The organism is Microbacterium faecale (assembly GCF_014640975.1).
GTDB classification, from domain to species: Bacteria; Actinomycetota; Actinomycetes; order Actinomycetales; family Microbacteriaceae; genus Microbacterium; species Microbacterium faecale.
In genome coordinates, this window is record NZ_BMHO01000001.1 from 1,586,939 (window position 1) to 1,603,691 (window position 16,753).

General features: G+C 69.1%; 13 protein-coding genes. 7 read left to right on the forward strand and 6 right to left on the reverse strand.

Annotated elements, in window-relative coordinates; all coding sequences use genetic code 11:
• Positions 1-7: 7 nt before the first annotated feature.
• The 4 genes from IEW87_RS07540 to IEW87_RS07555 are packed head-to-tail and all read right to left on the reverse strand — an operon-like array spanning position 8 to position 4,186.
• Entirely contained in the window at positions 8-1,033 is a 1,026-nt protein-coding gene (locus IEW87_RS07540) for an AAA family ATPase (protein WP_188711653.1), read from the reverse strand.
• Positions 1,030-2,208 (reverse strand): DUF4350 domain-containing protein, encoded by a 1,179-nt coding sequence (locus tag IEW87_RS07545; RefSeq protein WP_188711654.1) that lies wholly within the window; start codon positions 2,206-2,208, stop codon positions 1,030-1,032. Before IEW87_RS07545 ends, IEW87_RS07540 begins: the two co-directional genes overlap by 4 nt.
• Positions 2,205-2,858 carry a DUF4129 domain-containing protein gene (locus IEW87_RS07550; protein WP_188711655.1) on the reverse strand — a complete coding sequence of 218 codons (654 nt, stop codon included), beginning with the start codon at positions 2,856-2,858 and terminating at the stop codon, positions 2,205-2,207. Before IEW87_RS07550 ends, IEW87_RS07545 begins: the two co-directional genes overlap by 4 nt.
• A complete protein-coding gene (locus IEW87_RS07555) occupies positions 2,855-4,186 on the reverse strand; it encodes a DUF7847 domain-containing protein (RefSeq protein ID WP_188711656.1) in 1,332 nt (443 codons plus the stop codon). The genes IEW87_RS07550 and IEW87_RS07555 overlap by 4 nt, the downstream gene beginning before the upstream one ends.
• Positions 4,187-4,264: 78 nt before the next feature.
• On the opposite strand from IEW87_RS07555, the gene mtrA reads away from it, so the two are divergent.
• From mtrA to hpf, 5 genes are all read left to right on the forward strand, one after another.
• The gene (gene mtrA / locus IEW87_RS07560; RefSeq protein WP_188711657.1) at positions 4,265-4,945 is read left to right on the forward strand and encodes an MtrAB system response regulator MtrA; all 681 of its coding nucleotides are present in this window, start codon (positions 4,265-4,267) and stop codon (positions 4,943-4,945) included.
• Between the two features lie 7 nt (positions 4,946-4,952).
• Complete coding sequence (gene mtrB, locus IEW87_RS07565) at positions 4,953-6,635, forward strand: MtrAB system histidine kinase MtrB (RefSeq protein WP_188711658.1); 1,683 nt, start codon at positions 4,953-4,955, stop codon at positions 6,633-6,635.
• Positions 6,632-8,371, forward strand: a complete 1,740-nt coding sequence (locus IEW87_RS07570; RefSeq protein ID WP_188711659.1) for an LpqB family beta-propeller domain-containing protein — start codon at positions 6,632-6,634, stop codon at positions 8,369-8,371. Before mtrB ends, IEW87_RS07570 begins: the two co-directional genes overlap by 4 nt.
• A 79-nt stretch (positions 8,372-8,450) precedes the next feature.
• Positions 8,451-9,110, forward strand: coding sequence for a phosphoribosyltransferase family protein (locus tag IEW87_RS07575; protein WP_188711660.1), 660 nt, complete (start codon positions 8,451-8,453; stop codon positions 9,108-9,110).
• A gap of 118 nt (positions 9,111-9,228) precedes the next feature.
• Entirely contained in the window at positions 9,229-9,888 is a 660-nt protein-coding gene (hpf, locus tag IEW87_RS07580; RefSeq protein ID WP_188711661.1) for a ribosome hibernation-promoting factor, HPF/YfiA family, read from the forward strand.
• A gap of 55 nt (positions 9,889-9,943) precedes the next feature.
• Here the strand turns inward: hpf and IEW87_RS07585 are convergent, their stop codons facing one another.
• Positions 9,944-11,482: an ABC transporter substrate-binding protein gene (locus tag IEW87_RS07585; protein ID WP_188711662.1), complete on the reverse strand. Its 1,539-nt coding sequence runs from the start codon at positions 11,480-11,482 to the stop codon at positions 9,944-9,946.
• 55 nt (positions 11,483-11,537) lie between these two features.
• Positions 11,538-12,860, reverse strand: coding sequence for a coiled-coil domain-containing protein (locus IEW87_RS07590; protein ID WP_188711663.1), 1,323 nt, complete (start codon positions 12,858-12,860; stop codon positions 11,538-11,540).
• Between the two features lie 130 nt (positions 12,861-12,990).
• On the opposite strand from IEW87_RS07590, the gene IEW87_RS07595 reads away from it, so the two are divergent.
• Both IEW87_RS07595 and secA read left to right on the forward strand, forming a co-directional pair.
• Positions 12,991-13,878, forward strand: a complete 888-nt coding sequence (locus IEW87_RS07595; protein ID WP_188711664.1) for a hypothetical protein — start codon at positions 12,991-12,993, stop codon at positions 13,876-13,878.
• Between the two features lie 117 nt (positions 13,879-13,995).
• Entirely contained in the window at positions 13,996-16,728 is a 2,733-nt protein-coding gene (secA, locus tag IEW87_RS07600; protein ID WP_188711665.1) for a preprotein translocase subunit SecA, read from the forward strand.
• The last annotated feature ends 25 nt before the right edge of the window (positions 16,729-16,753 follow it).

Below are 16,753 nucleotides of genomic sequence, written 5' to 3' on the forward strand. Positions count from 1 at the left end.
GTCTCTCCTAGCGGGGCACGGGGGTCTGGCGCTGCACGGAGGTCAGGACGGCATCGACCGTGACGCCCTCGATCTCGGCATCGGCCCGCAGCTGCACGCGGTGCCGCCACACGGGGGTGATCATCGCCTGCACGTGGTCCGGCGTGATGGCCGGGTATCCGCCGAGCCAGGCCCACGCCTTGGACGCGGCGAGCAGCGCCGTCGCGGCACGGGGGCTCGCACCGACCTCGACCGACGCCGCCTCGCGCGTCGCGCGGGCGAGATCGACGATGTAGGCGAGCACCTCGTCGGTCGCGGTGACGCTCGCGGCCGCCTGCTGAGCCGCGAGGATCTCGTCGCGCGTAACCGCGCGCGAGACCGCGTCGAGATCGCGCGGCGTGAAACCGGCGGCGTGTCGTTGGAGGACGCCGATCTCGGATTCACGGTCGGGAACGCGGATCTGCAGCTTGAGCAGGAAGCGGTCCAGCTGCGCCTCGGGCAGCGTGTAGGTGCCCTCCTGCTCGATGGGGTTCTGGGTCGCGGCGACGAGGAACGGCTCGGGCACGGGCCGCGTGACGCCGTCGCTCGACACCTGACGTTCCTCCATCGCCTCCAGCAGCGCCGACTGCGTCTTCGGGGGCGTGCGGTTGATCTCGTCCGCGAGCAGCACATTCGTGAACACGGGACCCTCGCGGAACTCGAACTCGCCCGTCTTCGCGTCGTAGACGAGGGATCCGGACACGTCGCCCGGCATGAGGTCCGGCGTGAACTGCACGCGCTTCGTGTCGAGACCGAGCGCGCGCGAGAAGGTGCGCACGAGCAACGTCTTGGCGACACCGGGCACACCTTCGAGCAGCACGTGGCCGCCCGCGAGGAGGGCGATGAGCAGACCCGTGACCGCGCCGTCCTGGCCAACCACGGCCTTTGCGACCTCGGTGCGGACGCGCTGCATCGCCTGACGGAGGCGCTCGGCCTCGTCCGGTAGGCGCTGTGCGCTCTGCGGCGGTCGGGGATCCTGCGGCGGCACCGGCGGGTGCGGCGTCGAATCGGTCATCGTGCGCGTCCTTCCCAGGGGTCGATTCTCTCGAGCGCGTGCTCGAGGTCACGGAGGTGTTCGGCGAGCTCGGCGAACTCGGCCTCGTTGTGGGGCTGCGCCGTCCAGGTCTGCAGCACGGCGCGCGGATCGCGACCGAGCGCGGCGGCGATGGCGTGCGCGAGCTCTTCGGCGGATCCGTCGGAGGACAGCCCGAGGCGCCGGGCGAGGCGCGCTGCGGCGCCGCGCCGCAGCGCCGCGAGGGCGTGCGCGGGGTCGTCGGCGGCGCGGTAGAGACGCGCGCGTCCGTCGAGCGTTTCGCTCGCGCGGACTGTGACCGGGAGCGTCTCGGCGACCAGCGGACCGAACCGTCGTCCGCGCCAGACCGCGGCGGCGATGCCCACCAGCGTCGCGAGCACGAGGACGGGCGTCACCCACGTCGGCACGAAGTCGCCGAGCGCGGGGATCCCGTCGGCGGATGCGTCGTCGTATGACGGCATGTACCAGATCAGGCGGTCGTGGCCGCCCAGGAGGCCGAGGGCGAGCGCGGCGTGACCCTCGCTCGCGAGGTGCTCGTTGACGAGCACGGCCGCGCCGTCGAGCACGGTGACGGTCGAGTCCGGGTCGATATCGGCGGTGAGCAGAGCGTAGCCGTCGTCGACGGGGTAGCACCCGGTGGCGTCCGATCCGAGGTCGTATGCGGTGCCGGGAATGATCGCGCCGGCGTTCACCGCGACAGGCAGGTCGCAGGCGGGGGAAACGGGGTCGGATCCGCCGTACGCGGCGAACCCGGTTCCCTCGATCACCGCCTCCAGCGCGACGGCGTCGCCGCCGAGCACGACGAGGTCGGATGCGTCCGTGGCGAGGTCGCGCAGATCGTCGGCGTCGAGGACGGCGGGGTCGGTGACGACGAGCGTGGCGTCACCGGTCAGCTCGTCGCGCGCGGCGGCGAGACGGTCGACCTCGACGACGTCGACGCCACGCTCCCTGAGCAGCGTCGTGACGGCGAGCGCCCCGTCGTAGCGGGGACTGTCGGCGGCGAGGGGTTCTGGCGCCTCCCATTCGCGATCGAAGACGGCGAAGGCGCCGCCGACGACGACGATGAGGGCGATGATTCCGACCCACGACCAGGCGCGTTTTGCGCGCGACGCTCGCGGCGCCTGATCCGCCCGGTCTGCGGTGTGCACGAGGCTCATGAGAACGCGGCCTCCGGGGTCCTCGCCGGGCGCGTGCCCGCGATCGCTCGGTCAAGCGACGCGATGCGCTCGGCGGCTTCCTCGGACGCGGGGCGCCGCAGGTAGCGCACGTCGTCGAACGTCCCGGCGGCGGCGCGGAGCTCCTCGCGGTGATCGGGGAACGGCGAGGCCGCGGCGCCGGCGAAGGCCTGCGCCGTCATGCCCGGAGGCGCCATGAGGACGCCGCGCTCGTCGGCCGAGCGGGCGATCGCGCGGAAGCGCAGGACGACGGTGTCGTCCCAGCGACCGTCCCTCATCATCGCGTCTGCAGCAGCGCGCAGCTCGGATGCGGAGCGCTCATCGTCGTCGAACACGGTCGACGACGGGGCACGATGGGTGCGGTGATCGCCGCGCGGAGCGCCCCAGATGATGAAGGCGACCACGATCAGGGCGACCAGGATCGCGACGATCACGATGGTCCAGATAGGACTCCACGTGGCGCCCCCGATCTGTGGGTTGAACAGGGAGGCGAGGAAATCACCGATCGCCCGCGCGACGCGATCGAACAGCGTCGGCTCCGACTCGCGATAGACCGCCTTTTCGAGCTCGCGTTCGGCCCACTCGCGTGCCTCGTCACGATCGGGCAGATCTGCGGCGAGACGGAGCATCATGACGGCGGCGCGAAGGGCGGCTGCTGGTCGCCGTCCGGAGCCGGCGGCGAGGGCTGCTGCGGCGGGTAGGTCTGCGGCTGCTGTTGCTGGGGCGAGTACGGCTGTGGCTGCTGCTGCGGCGGGTAGGTCTGGGGCTGCTGCTGGGGCGGGTAGGGCTGCTGCTGCTGGGGATATGCCTGGGGATACGCCTGCGGGTATCCCTGCGGCTGATTCGGGTATCCGTACGGTCCGCTCTGGGGCGAGGGAGGCTGCTGCGGCGCGGCGTACGGCGACGGCTGAGCGTCCGGCACGAACGTGTAGGGGTCTTCGGCAGCGCCGCCGGCCTCAACGTAGTGGCGCATGCGCAGGTCGATTCCCTCGTCGCGCATGCGGGCGTCGATGTACGCCAGCGTGCCGCCGGCACCCGTCACGATCGTCATGATGGCCGCAATGGCGAACGACAGCACCATCGAGAGGATGAAGACCAGAGAGCCGATGACGGACGCCGCGGTGAAGTCGCCAGCCGACGCCGAGATCGGCACCAGGATGGTGCCGATCAGCGGCGCGAACATCGACACGACGCCGGAGATGATCCCGGCGACGAACTGCGTGATGAGCGTGAGCAGAACCACGACGCCGAAGGTTGACCAGAAGCGGCCGCGCGTCAGCCTCCATGAGCGTCCGATGGCGCGGATCGGCCCAGCGCCCTCGAGGACGATCGCCGACGTGCTGAGGTACAGCTTCGTGCCGATCCACGCCGCCAGTACCAGGAACCCGAGGCCGGCGAACAGGAGGCCGACGCCGAACGCGATCCACGATGCCGTGGTGTCGGCGAGAGCGAGGAGGACGAACGGAACCGCGACGAGCGCGAGCGCGAGCATCACGCCAACGCTGATGAGGAGCGAGAGCCCGATGAGGCGCCAGAAAGCCGGGCGGACGCGTTGCCACAGCGTGCCGAGCCGAGCTTTCTCGGCGAGCGAAGCGTGAGCCACTTCCGCGACGATGAAGCCGTGCGCGATGACACTGACCCCGGTGAGCGCGAGGGAGACCGCCACGGTCGCGAGCAGGATGATCAGCACGGATCCCGCGACGATGTCCCCGAACTCCGGAGACATGGGCGAGACGGTGTCCAGCCGCCCCATGGCGAGGAAGGTCACCACGAAGATGACGACGGTCGACAGTGCCATCGAGAGCGTCTGAACGCCGACGACGAACAGCAGAAGGACCTTCGGGTTGCCCTTCAGCACGGCGAAGGCCTTGCCGAGGATCGTTCCGAATCCGTAGGGGTAGAGCGGCACGAGCCCGGGTCGGGGCGCGGGCGCCCAGGTCGCCTGGGTGTTCTGTGTCATTTCTGTTCCTCCCACCGCCATGGTTTCACACCTGGCGCGCCTCAGCCGTCGCGCGTCGCGCGCGATTAGGCTGTCAGCATGACTGGTCGCATTCTCGTCGTCGACGACGACACTGCGCTCGCCGAGATGATCGGCATCGTGTTGAAGAGCGACGGCTACGACGCCACGTTCTGCTCCGACGGCATGCAGGCGTTCGACATGTGGCGCGAGTCGAAACCCGATCTGGTGCTGCTCGACCTGATGCTGCCCGGTAAGGACGGGATCGAGATCTGCCGCGAGATTCGCGCGGAGTCTGGCGTTCCGATCATCATGCTGACGGCGCGTTCCGACACGACCGATGTCGTCGCCGGGCTCGAGGCCGGCGCCGACGACTACGTCGTCAAGCCCTTCAATCCGAAGGAGCTCGTCGCACGGATCCGCACCCGACTGCGTCCCGTGCTTCCGGATGACGGACGATCGCTGCGCATCGGCGACCTCACGATCGACGTCTCTGCGCATGAGGTCCAGCGCGGCGACGAACTGCTGTCGCTCACGCCTCTCGAGTTCGAGTTGCTCGTCGCGCTGGCCTCGAAACCGAACCAGGTCTTCACACGCGAACAGCTGCTCGAGCAGGTGTGGGGTTACCAGTACAAGGCCGACACGCGACTCGTGAACGTTCACGTGCAGCGCCTGCGCTCGAAGGTGGAGCGCGACCCGGACAATCCCAAGGTCGTCATGACGGTGCGCGGCGTCGGCTACCGCGCCGGCGCCACCACGTAGCGAGCCGATGTCCGACGCCTTGACGGGGACGCTCGGCGGCCGGCTATTGGCGTTGATCCGCCGCCCGGCCGCGGCATGGCGCAACTCGCTGCTGTTCCGCACCGTTCTCATCTCCGCGGGCGCGACGACCGTCGCGATCGTCGTGGCAACGGTGTGGGCCGCGCTCGCGATCCAAGCGGATCTCTACGACGCGCGGATCGAGCGCTCCCAGGTCGATACGGCGCGCGCGATCGATTTCACCCAGCATTTCGTGAACGAGGAGCCACCCGCGACCGACCTCGCGGCGATTCAGGCGCTACGCGGCAGGATGCTCGACAACCTCGCGACCGCATCGTCGACCGACCTCATCGTCGGGTTCCCGATCGCCGAGAAGTCGGGGCCCGACATGCCGTCCGGCTTCACACGGCCGAACGACGTGTTCGATGAGTCGCTGCTCTCGGACGGCTTCCGCGAACAGGTGCGGCTGCTGCCCGAGCAGCAGTGGTATCAGCCGCTCGGCCTGCCGCTGGGCGACGGCACTGAGGTGCCCGCCGTGGTCGTCGGCCAGCAGCTCACGCTGCCCGAGGTGGGAGTGTACGAGGTGTACTTCGCCTACCCGCTCAGCGACGTCGCGCAGACGCTCGCCTACGTGCAGGGCGTCCTCCTCGTCACGGGCGTCGCGCTCGTCGTCATCGTCGGCGTCGTCGTGTGGCTCGTGATGCGTTCGGTCGCCGCGCCCGTCGTGGACGTCTCGCGGGCGAGCGCGCGCTTCGCCGACGGCGACCTCTCCGCGCGGCTCGCGGAGTCCGGATCCGATGAGCTCGCGACGCTCGCGAAGTCGTTCAACCAGATGGCGGACAGCATCGAGCATCAGATTCGCGAGCTCGCCGAGCTCTCCCTCGTGCAACAGCGCTTCGTGTCCGATGTCTCGCACGAACTGCGCACGCCGCTGACGACGATCCAGCTGGCGAGCGAGGTCATCCACGCCTCCCGCGACGAGTTCGATCCGGCGACAGCGCGGTCGGCCGAGCTGCTGCATGATCAGGTCGCGCGGTTCGGACAGCTGCTGACCGACCTCCTCGAGATCAGCCGCTACGACGCGGGATCCGTCGAACTCACACGCGAGGACGCGAGCCTGAGCGAGATCGTCGAGCAGGTGGCCGAGTCGATGCGCCAGGTGGCGTGGCAGAACGATACGGAGCTGCGATTCCGCGGAGCCGACGGCGACGACGTCGTCGAGATGGACCCGCGTCGCGTCCGACGGATCCTTCGGAACCTCGTCGGCAACGCGATCGAGCATGGCGAGCACGAGCCCGTCGAGCTCACCGTGGCGCAGGACGACACATCCGTCGCCGTCTCTGTGCGCGACCACGGGCTGGGCATGAAGCCGGAGCACGTCGAGCGTGTCTTCGACCGCTTCTGGCGTGCGGATCCTTCCCGGCAGCGGACGCTCGGCGGTACGGGGCTGGGCCTGTCGATTGCGTTGGGCGACGCGCGTCTGCACGGCGGAACAATCGACGTGTGGTCTCAGCTCGGTCAGGGCACGCAGTTCGTCGTGACGCTTCCGCGGAACGCGGACATGGGGCTCCTCTCGTCGCCGATCCCGACCGAGCCGCGCGACGCGCTTCCGCGTGGCGACGGCCGGCGCGCGGCAGCCGGCGACACTGAGACGATCGTGGTGCGGAACTCACCGGACCAGGAGGACGCATGACCATGCGACGCACACGGAGGATCGGTGCGGCCGTCGTCGCCGTGCTCGCGCTGTGCCTCACCGCCTGCTCGGGACTGCCGACCGAGGGGAGTTTCCAACCGGGACTGTCGACCGAGGAACGCTCCAGGGAGGCGCGCTGGCAGTTCAGCCCCGACGGGCCGGCAACGGGCGCGGAGCCCGCGGCGATCGTGCTGGGGTTCCTCGACGCGGGGGAGAGCCCGCTCGACGACTGGAAGGTGGCGCGCGAGTTTCTGACCCCCGCGGCGCAGACCACGTGGGATCCGAATGAGCGGATCACGGTCGACAGCGTCAACGACCGCGCCGTGGGCGAGTTCGAAGCGGAATCTGACGGCGACGGCGGCACCATCACGGCGCGCGTCACGCCGACGGCCACGGTCGACGAGAGAGGCGCCTACCGACTCGCCGGCGACAGCGTGCGCTCCCTCGACTTCGAGCTCGAGCAGGTCGACGGCGAGTGGCGGATCTCGTCAGCGCCCGACGGCGTGGTGGTCCAGAGCGGCAGCTTCACCAGCATCTTCGCACCGCAGGCACTGTACTTCTCCTCCTTCGATGATCGCCTGGTTCCCGACGTCCGCTGGTTCGCGGATTCGCCGACGCGCGTCGAACGCATCGTGACTCAGCTTGTCGAGACGGGGCCGTCGCCGTGGCTCGAGAATGCCGCCTTCACCGCGTTCGACGGCATCGACGTCGAGAAGGTGACGGTTAGCGAGACCTCTGCGACCGTCGAGCTGTCGAGAGCGGCGGCCGAGGCGAGCCCCGAGCAACGTGCGCGGATGCAGACGCAGCTCTCCCGGACGCTCAACATCGTCGACGTGCGCATGACCGTCGACGGCAGCCGGATCACGGCACCGGACGACCGCATCGTGTCGACCGAACCGGATCCGCGTGCGATGGCGCTCGCGGAGACGGACGACGGCGTCGCCTTCGGATACTTCACGAACGGCGAGATCACACCGATTCCTGGGCTCAGCGACGTCATCGTGGAGCAGTTCGCGCCGGACGGGGCAGCCGATGATCCCGCGACGTCGATCGTCGTCTCGCCCGACCTGATGACCGCGATCGTCCGAACCGAATCGGGCCGGATGTGGTGGGTCGACGCCGAGGACGGTTCGTACGACGTCTTCAACTACGAGAAGGAATGGACGTCGCCTTCGCTCGACGCGTTCGGCTACGTCTGGTCGGCGCACCTCGACGAGGCAGGACTGTTCCAGACGTGGAACGACGAGCGCGATCCGCGCGAGCTGAACGGGCTGTCGCAGCTGACCGAGGTTTCGGCGATTCAGGTCTCTCGCGACGGTGCGCGCATCGCCGTGACGGGACGCGCCGACAATCAGCCGGTGCTGATCGTCGCCGGCGTGCGCCGGGACAGCGATGCGCGGCCCGTCGGGCTGTCGGCACCGCAGGATGTGTATCCGCTTCCCGGCGACGCCCAGGCGGTGGCGTGGGTCTCCGACACCGCCGTCGCGGCGATGGTCGTCTCGGATGGCCGGACCGTCATCCGAGAGCAGCAGGTCGGTGCGCGCGGGACGCGGCTGACGCCGTCATTCGTCGCGGAAGACATCACCTATGGAAACCCCGAGTCGAGTGAACGCCTGCTGGCGGACGACGGCTCGCTGTACATCCGCAACACGACGAGCTGGCAGCAGGCCGGCGGCGACGTGCTCGTGCTCGCGACACAGACGGGCGCGCCGCCCATGACCGACACCACGCCGTAGGCGCGTCCACAGACCGGACGGCTGCGGCCGGTTCTCCACAGCCGGGGCACAGCGCCCGCGTGCGACGGACGATGAGGAGATGGCTTCCCTCGCGCGCGTGGCGGCCGATGCCCTGGCGCTGCTGCTGCCGGTCTCGTGCGCCGCGTGTGCGAATCCAGGTGTCGCGCTGTGCGACGGATGCCGAGCCGAGCTCGCGCCGCGCCCGCGAGCCAGTTTCGTCGGGCCGCGGGAGGACCCGCTGGCCGTGTGCGCGTCGTTGTCACTGCAGGGCGGCGCGGCCCGTGTCGTGCGCGCGCTCAAACAAGACGGGCGCACCGACCTTGCTCGCCCGCTCGGACGCGCGTTGCGCGCGGCGCTCGCGCACGCGGCGGACGGAGAGGAGGACCTGCTCGCCGTGGCAGTGCCGTCGGGACGGGACGCCACGCGCCACCGCGGATATCGCGTCGTCGAGCGACTCGTCCGAGCCGCGGGGGCGCGACCGACACGCGGGCTGGCGTGGGCGCGGCGGGCGGCGGATCAGCGCGGGCTGGGGCGAGACGCGCGGGAACGCAACCTCCGCGGCGCACTGACGGCGCGTCGCATGGGAGCGGATGCTCGGGTCGTCATCGTCGACGACGTCGTCACGACCGGCGCGACGATCCTCGAGGCCCGTCGTGCGCTGCGTGCGGCCGGCGCGCACGTCGTCGGCGCGGCCGCGCTCGCACGCACGCCGCTGCGCGCCGAGATGAACGACGGATGACACGCCCGTGAATCGGATCTCGCGAAAAGAGTGACAGGGGTCGAATGTGGCAATACGGTGGGAGGCCAGAAGCGACGTGGTTCGCTCACTCCGGGCGAACCGGAATGGGAGGCACAAGATGGACACGAGCATCGTCGGGGTGGGCGTCAGCATCACCGACAGGTTCCGAACCGTTGTGGATGAGAAACTCTCTCGCGTCGAGACCCTCGCGCCTCGTGCCGCGGCGCTTGATGTGAAGGTCACGCAGTCGGCACACCATCGCGGACGGGTCGAAGAGGCCAAAGTCGAACTGACCGTGACGGGCAAGGGCAAGGTCGCCCGGGCCGAGGCGCGGGCGGAGGACAAGTTCCAGGCGCTCGAGGTCGCCCTCGACAAGCTGACCAATCAGCTGCGCCGCGTGAAGGAGAAGCGCGTGAGCGACCGCCAACGGCCGCACGGCGCGCACCTCAAGAAGGACACCGGGTCCCTCGAAGGCATCGACATCACCCCCGTCGACGCCGAGACGCTGCACGCGGTCGCGACCGGAACGATCCCGACGTCGCAGGAGGAGACCGAAGAGGCCTACTCACCCGTCGTCATTCGCACCAAGACGTTCGAGCCCGAGTGGATGACGGTCGAGGACGCCGTCGACAGGATGGAACTCGTCGGCCACGACTTCTTCCTCTTCATCGATGCGAAGACCGACCGTCCGAGCGTTGTGTACCGCCGCATCGGTTGGGACTACGGCGTGATCGAGCTCGAGACCGAGGCACCGCCGGCGCAGCAGATCGCCAGTTGACATCCGATCAGAAGGCGGTGGGCGCAACCCGCTCACCGCCTTCGTCGTGTGCGATTCACGTGGACTTGCGGATGTGGAACGCGAAGAATTGCGCGCCGAGCCCGTTGATCGGATAGCCCGACACCGTGTCTGCCGCGACGACGAGCGTGGGGGTCACGTAGAGCCACTCGCTTGCGGCATCCTCGGCGATCGTGCGCGCGACGAGTTTGAGCAGTTCGGTCTGCTCGGCACCGGTGGTGACGAGCTCCGACTGCTCGATCCACTCCGCGACTTCCGGGTTGTCGTAGCCCCAGATCGCCTCCGGATCCCCATAGGTGAGCAGATCGCGCACGCCCGGGCGGTTCACGAGTGTCGCGCCGTACTCGCCGTCCTCGACGACGAGCCGATGCCACTCGTCGGGAGCGACCTCCTCGACCTCGGCCGTGATGCCGGCCTCCGCGAGCTGGTCGCGGATGAGCTCGGCATCTGTCATGTGGTCGGAGCCGGTTGGCAGAGGAAGCGTGAACGTGAGCCCGTCCGGGTATCCGGCCTCGGCGAGCAGATCGCGCGCCTGGTCGGGGTCGTAGACGTCGATCCCGGACAGGTCTTCGTACCAGGCGTCGGTCGGCGGGACCATGGATCCGATGACCTCGCCGCGATCGCCCCAGGCGGCCTCGCGCACGGCTTCGTCGTCGATCGCCGCCGAGACGGCGCGTCGCACGCGCACGTCGTCGAACGGTGCCACGCGATTGTTGAAGGCGAGCACGACCTCGTTGGTGGAGGTGCCGTCGCTCACGACGAGAGAGTCGTCCGCTTCGAACATCGCGGCGGCACCGGGCGTGGCCACTCCCGTCGCGATGTCGATATCACCGGCCAACAGGGCGTTGCCGAGGGCGGTGGCGTCGGCGAAGTGCTCGAACACGACGCGCTCGTTCTCCGCCGCGTCTCCCCAGTACTCGTCGTTGCGCTCGAGCGTGATCTCGGATCCAGGCTCCCACGGGACGAGCGTGTACGGCCCCGTGCCGTCAGCCGTCGTGGTGCGGTCGCCGTCGAGACGATCGTTGGCGATCGGCACACGGGCGAGATCTGCCGCCAGCGAGATCGACGGACGCACGAGGTGGATCTCGACGGTGTCATCGTCGAGCGCGACGACCGAATCGACGGCCTGCAGGCCCGCCCCGCCGGGTGAGGCCGGGGTCGTGCCGCGCGCGCGTTCAATCGAGTCGACCACGTCGTCGGCGACAAGCGGATCCCCGCTATGGAACGCGACATCGGGACGCAGTGCGAAGGTATGGGTGAGTCCGTCCTCGCTGCGCTCGTGGCCGGCGGCGAGCAGCGGCTGGACGGCGCCGGAGTCGGTCACGACGAAGAGTGTCTCGTAGACGTTGCCGATCAGCGCCTCGATGGCGCCCGACTCGTCGTCCGCCGCGATGTCGAGGCTCTCGGGGGCGCGGAGCGAGCCGATGTGCACGGGCGCCATCGGATCGACCTCGGTGCCCTCGGGGGGCTGCTCGGGGCCACCCGACGGCGGATCCGGTGTCGACGGGGCGCACGCCGCGAGCGTGAGCGCCGCGATGAGTCCGACGCCGATGCCAGCGATTCTGCTCGTGCGCATCCGGATCCCTTTGCTCCGACCCTCGTCCGCCTCAGCGCCGACGTGGGGCCTGTCGTCAGTCAAAGATATCGCCGATGAGCCCGCCGAGGATCGCACCGCCGATGAGGCCGCCCAGCATGTCACCGCCGCCCATGCCGCCGCGCCGACCGTAGCCGCCGCCCATCCCCATGCCCATGCCGGGGCCGCCCCAGTTGTCCTGGCGGGCCCGGTCGATGTCGCGCTGCGCGATCTGCATCGCCTCGTGGGCGAGGGAGGCGCTGCGGCGGGCAAGCTGCTGCGCGCGCTCCCGGGTGTCCTCGTCGGCGACGAGCGTGCCCGCGTCGATGCGGATCCGCTCGGCTTCCGCCAGCCGCGTGCGCGCGTCGGCGCCGATCGCGCCCCGGTGACTGTCGATGAAGCTGCGCGCCGACGTGATGGCGCGGTCGGAGGCGTCGACGTCGTGGCTCACGTGCTCGAGCGAGGGGATGTGTCGCTGGGCGTGTTCGCGAGCCTGGTCGAGCGCCGCGTTGAGCTCGCTCACTCGCGCGAGCTCCGAGAAGGGGTCCCCGGACACCCCGGGCGGAGTGAGGGCTCCGAGCGCGTCCTCGAGCGCAGCGATCGCCGTCGTCACGCCCGTCGTCTGGCGCTCGAGACGCGCCTCGGCGATGTCGGAGCGCGAATCGGCGACGACGTCGGCGAGCGTGTTCTGCGCGCGGATCGCTTCGATCTCGAAATCGTCGACGGCGTCGAGGATCCGCTGCGCGCGCCGGACGGCCTCGATGGCGGCCTCGAGCGCGACGAGCGCGTCGTCGCGTCGCCCCGCCTCGCGGCGGCGGCGCGCCACGTCGATGGAGTGGCGCGCGAACTCGATCAGCTGGTGGCCCTCGGTGGGGTTCGCGCCGATCCGCTGCAGCGCCTCGGCGGAATAGCGGTGCCGCAGCCGCTCGATGGTCTGCTCGGCGCCGGGCAGCAGCCCCGCGATCCGCTCGGCCTCGCGTGCCGTCTGCTCTCTGACGGACGGCGCCTCGCGGATCTTCTCGATGCGTTCGCGCAGCACCTCGGTGCGCTCATCAAGGACGTTCTCGGCCCAGTCGCACAGCTGCACGATGCGGGCATTGCGCGTCCGCAGCTCTTCGGGAGTGTCCGGGATGTGATCGTGATTGAGCTGGTGCAGCTCGAAGGCCTCGCGCATGTGCTGCTTGACGGCGTCAAGTCCGTCGCGGAGGTCCTTCGTCGCGTTCGCGCCCAGCTCCGCGGACGCGAACTCGAGTTCGTCGAGTGTCGTGCGGATCCGCTCGTCTGTCGCGACGAGGGCGGTCTGGGCGCGCACGGCGAGATCCTTGTCAGCGGCGTCCTGTTTTTCGGTCTCCGCGCGCTTCCTCTTGCCCCAGAACACCATGGATCGAGTCTACTGGTGCCGATCGGACGATCGCCGTACGCCGGCACCCGCCCCACATGACACGAATGCACCTTCCGGGGCGTCGGGACGGTGCATTCGTGTCATGTGGAGCGGTCGATAGTGTCATGAGATGGCACACGACGAGGCGGAGCTTGCCGAGCTGCGGCGCCGAGCGTACGGGCGCGGGGCGGATCTCGCGGGCGATCCGGCGGCAATGGCGCGACTCGTGGAACTCGAGGATGCTCAGCGGCCGGTCGTCGAGGATCCTCGGGCGATGGCCGAGCGTGACGCGCCAGGCAGTGCGCGCGAGGATCCTGCGGACGGCGCCGCGGGCGAATATCCGCGAGTCTCCGAACAGCCATCGGGGCGCGGATCGGCGCAGGCCCGTGGCGGCGGAGATGAGATGGGGCGGGACGGTGCGCGCGTGCGATCTCGCTGGTTCTCCCCGGCGCTCGTGGTGACGTGCGGGCTCGCCGCGATCATCGTCATGCTCGCGGCCGGTGGCGTCGGGTGGGCGGGCGGATTCGTCGCGGGCTGGGCCGGGGCCGCGGCGCCGGACGCAGAGGGTTGGCAGTTCGAAGGGATGCACGAGGCGCAGGCGGTTCCCGACGCCACCGCCGACCAGCCGTGGACGCAGATGCTCGTCGACGCGCGGACGGGAGAGGCATCGAACGAGACCGCGTACTTCGGCGAATTCGGGGACGGCACCCACATCACGGTGACCACCGGGGCATGGGGATCCGAGGTTGAGAGCGCGTCCGATCAGGCCTGTGTGCAACTGTTCCGCGTCGCGCAGGACGACGCTGACGGTACGTCGACGTGGGGGACGGGCGCGTGCGGATCCACGCGCGCCGACGTGCGGTTCGATGTGATCGTCGCCGAGACCGACCCCGGGCCGGGAAGTCGCATCGCCGTCGACGGGTACGAGCCAGGGACCGTGCTGCGTTTCGTCTACGAAGCCGAAGTCGAGACCATCGAGGTGTGGTCGCTCCCGCCGGAGGAGGAACCAGATCCTTAACGACTGAGCGTCACCATAGCCTCGGGCCGATAGCATGGGCGGGCATGTCTTCCGCCGCCGGCGGACGCATCCGGCGAGTTGCCGACGCACCCGCCGCATTCGATTTGGGAGTGACACGTGGCAAATCCGTTCGAGAAGCTGCTCCGCGCAGGCGAAGGACGCCTGAGGCGCAGACTCCAGCGCGTCGTGAACGCCGTGAACGACCTCGAAGAAAGCTACGCGAAGCTCACCGACGACGACCTGCGGGGCGAAACCGAGGGCTTCCGAGAGCGCCACGAAAAGGGCGAGAGTCTCGACGACATCATGCCCGAGGCCTTCGCGGCCGTCCGCGAAGCGGCCAAGCGCACGCTCGGCCTGCGGGCCTACGACGTGCAGGTCATGGGCGGCGCGGCGCTGCACCACGGCAACATCGCCGAGATGAAGACGGGTGAGGGCAAGACTCTCGTCGCCACGTTCCCGCTGTACCTCAACGCCCTCGCGGGCAAGGGCGTGCACTTCATCACGACGAACGACTACCTCGCTTCCTATCAGGCCGAGCTCATGGGTCGCATCTACCGCGCCCTCGGCATGACGACCGGCACGATCGTCTCCGGTCAGACGCCCGCTGTGCGTCGTGAGCAGTACGCGTGCGACATCACCTACGGCACGAACAACGAGTTCGGCTTCGACTACCTGCGCGACAACATGGCGTGGCGCAAGGACGACCTCGTGCAGCGCGATCACCACTTCGCGCTCGTCGACGAGGTCGACTCCATCCTGATCGACGAGGCGCGCACGCCGCTGATCATCTCGGGGCCATCGGCGGGGGAGGCCAACCGCTGGTTCTCCGAGTTCGCCAAGGTCGCACGAGCCCTCGAAGAAGACGTCGACTACGAAGTCGACGTCAAGAAGCGCACGGTCGGCGTGCTCGAGCCGGGTATCGAGAAGGTCGAAGACCACCTCGGCGTCGACAACCTCTACGAGTCAGCGAACACGCCACTCATCTCGTTCCTGAACAACTCGATCAAGGCGATCGCGCTGTTCCAGCGTGACCGTGACTACGTCGTCATCGGCGACGAGGTGCAGATCGTCGACGAGCACACGGGCCGCGTTCTCGCCGGCCGTCGCTACAGCGAGGGGATGCACCAGGCGATCGAGGCGAAGGAAGGCGTTCCGGTCAAGGCCGAGAACCAGACCCTCGCGACCGTGACGCTCCAGAACTACTTCCGCCTCTACGACAAGCTCGCGGGAATGACGGGTACGGCCGAGACCGAGGCCGCCGAGTTCATGTCGACCTACCAGCTCGGCGTGTTCCCGATCCCGACGAACCGTCCGATGATTCGCAAGGACGAGTCGGATCTGATCTACCGCACTGAGGACGGCAAGTTCCAGAAGGTCGTCGACGACATCGTCGAGCGCCATGAGAAGGGCCAGCCGGTCCTCGTCGGCACCGTGAGCGTCGAGAAGAGCGAGAAGCTCTCCACTCTGCTGGCGAAGCGCGGCATCCGCCACGAGGTCCTCAACGCAAAGAACCACGCGCGTGAGGCCGAGGTCGTCGCGGTGGCCGGCCGGCTCGGCGCCGTCACGGTGGCGACGAACATGGCGGGCCGCGGAACGGACATCATGCTCGGTGGGAACTCCGAGTTCCTCGCGGTCTCCGAGATGAAGTCGCGCGGGCTGGATCCTGAGGAGAACCCTGAGGAGTACGAGGCGGCCTGGGACGAGGTCTTCGACGAGGCCAAGAAGCGCGTCGAAGAGGAGGGAGACAAGGTCCGCGAGGTCGGCGGGCTCTACGTCCTCGGTACCGAGCGCCACGAGTCTCGTCGCATCGACAACCAGCTGCGCGGTCGCTCCGGTCGTCAGGGAGATCCCGGCGAGAGTCGCTTCTACCTCTCGCTCGAAGACGAACTGATGCAGCGCTTCCGCTCGCCGCTCGCGGACGCGATGCTTGCGCGCACCGACTTCGATGACTCGCAGGTCATCACCGGCCGCGCCATCACGGGGCTCATCAAGAACGCGCAGGCCCAGATCGAGGCGCGCAACGCGGATTCGCGCAAGAACGTCCTCAAGTACGACGACGTGCTGAACCGCCAGCGTCTCGCGATCTACTCCGACCGCCGCGTGATCCTGGAAGGGGACGACATCCGTGAGCGGGTGCACCACTTCATGGAGGACGCGATCACCCAGGTGATCAAGGATCACACCTCTGTCGGTCACAACGAGAGCTGGGACTTCGACGCACTCTGGACCGAGCTGAAGTCGCTCTACCCGATCGATGTCACGATCGAAGAGGTTGCCGCGGAGGCGCGCAGCCGCAAGGGCGGCATCGACCAGGTCGGCCTGACACGCGAGCTGCTGAGCGACGCGGAGATCGCCTACGACAAGCGCGAGGAGACCCTCGGTCACGAGGCGATGCGCGAGCTCGAGCGCCGCGTCGTCCTGCAGGTGCTCGACCGCCGCTGGCGCGACCACCTCTACGAGATGGACTACCTCAAGGACGGCATCGGGCTGCGCGCGATGGCGCAGCGCGACCCGCTGATCGAGTATCAGCGCGAGGGCCACACGATGTACGAGTCGATGATGGCGCAGATCAAGGAAGAGACCGTCGGGTACCTGTTCAACCTCGAAGTGAAGGTGAACGCCGCATCCGACGGATCCGCGCAGCAGGTCGAGGCGAAGGGGCTGACCGATGCACCGGCCACCGACCAGCAGAAGCTCGCCTACTCGGCCCCGGATGAGGACGGCGACGTCGAGGTCCGCGGCGCGAACGGCCAGGTGAAGACCAGCCGCCCGGACCGCGAGCGCACGGCGACCTCCGGAAGTCGCCCGATGAACCGCGAGGAACGGCGCCGGCAGGCGAAGAAGAAGTAGCGTCGCGAAGCGGCAGGGGGGCTCG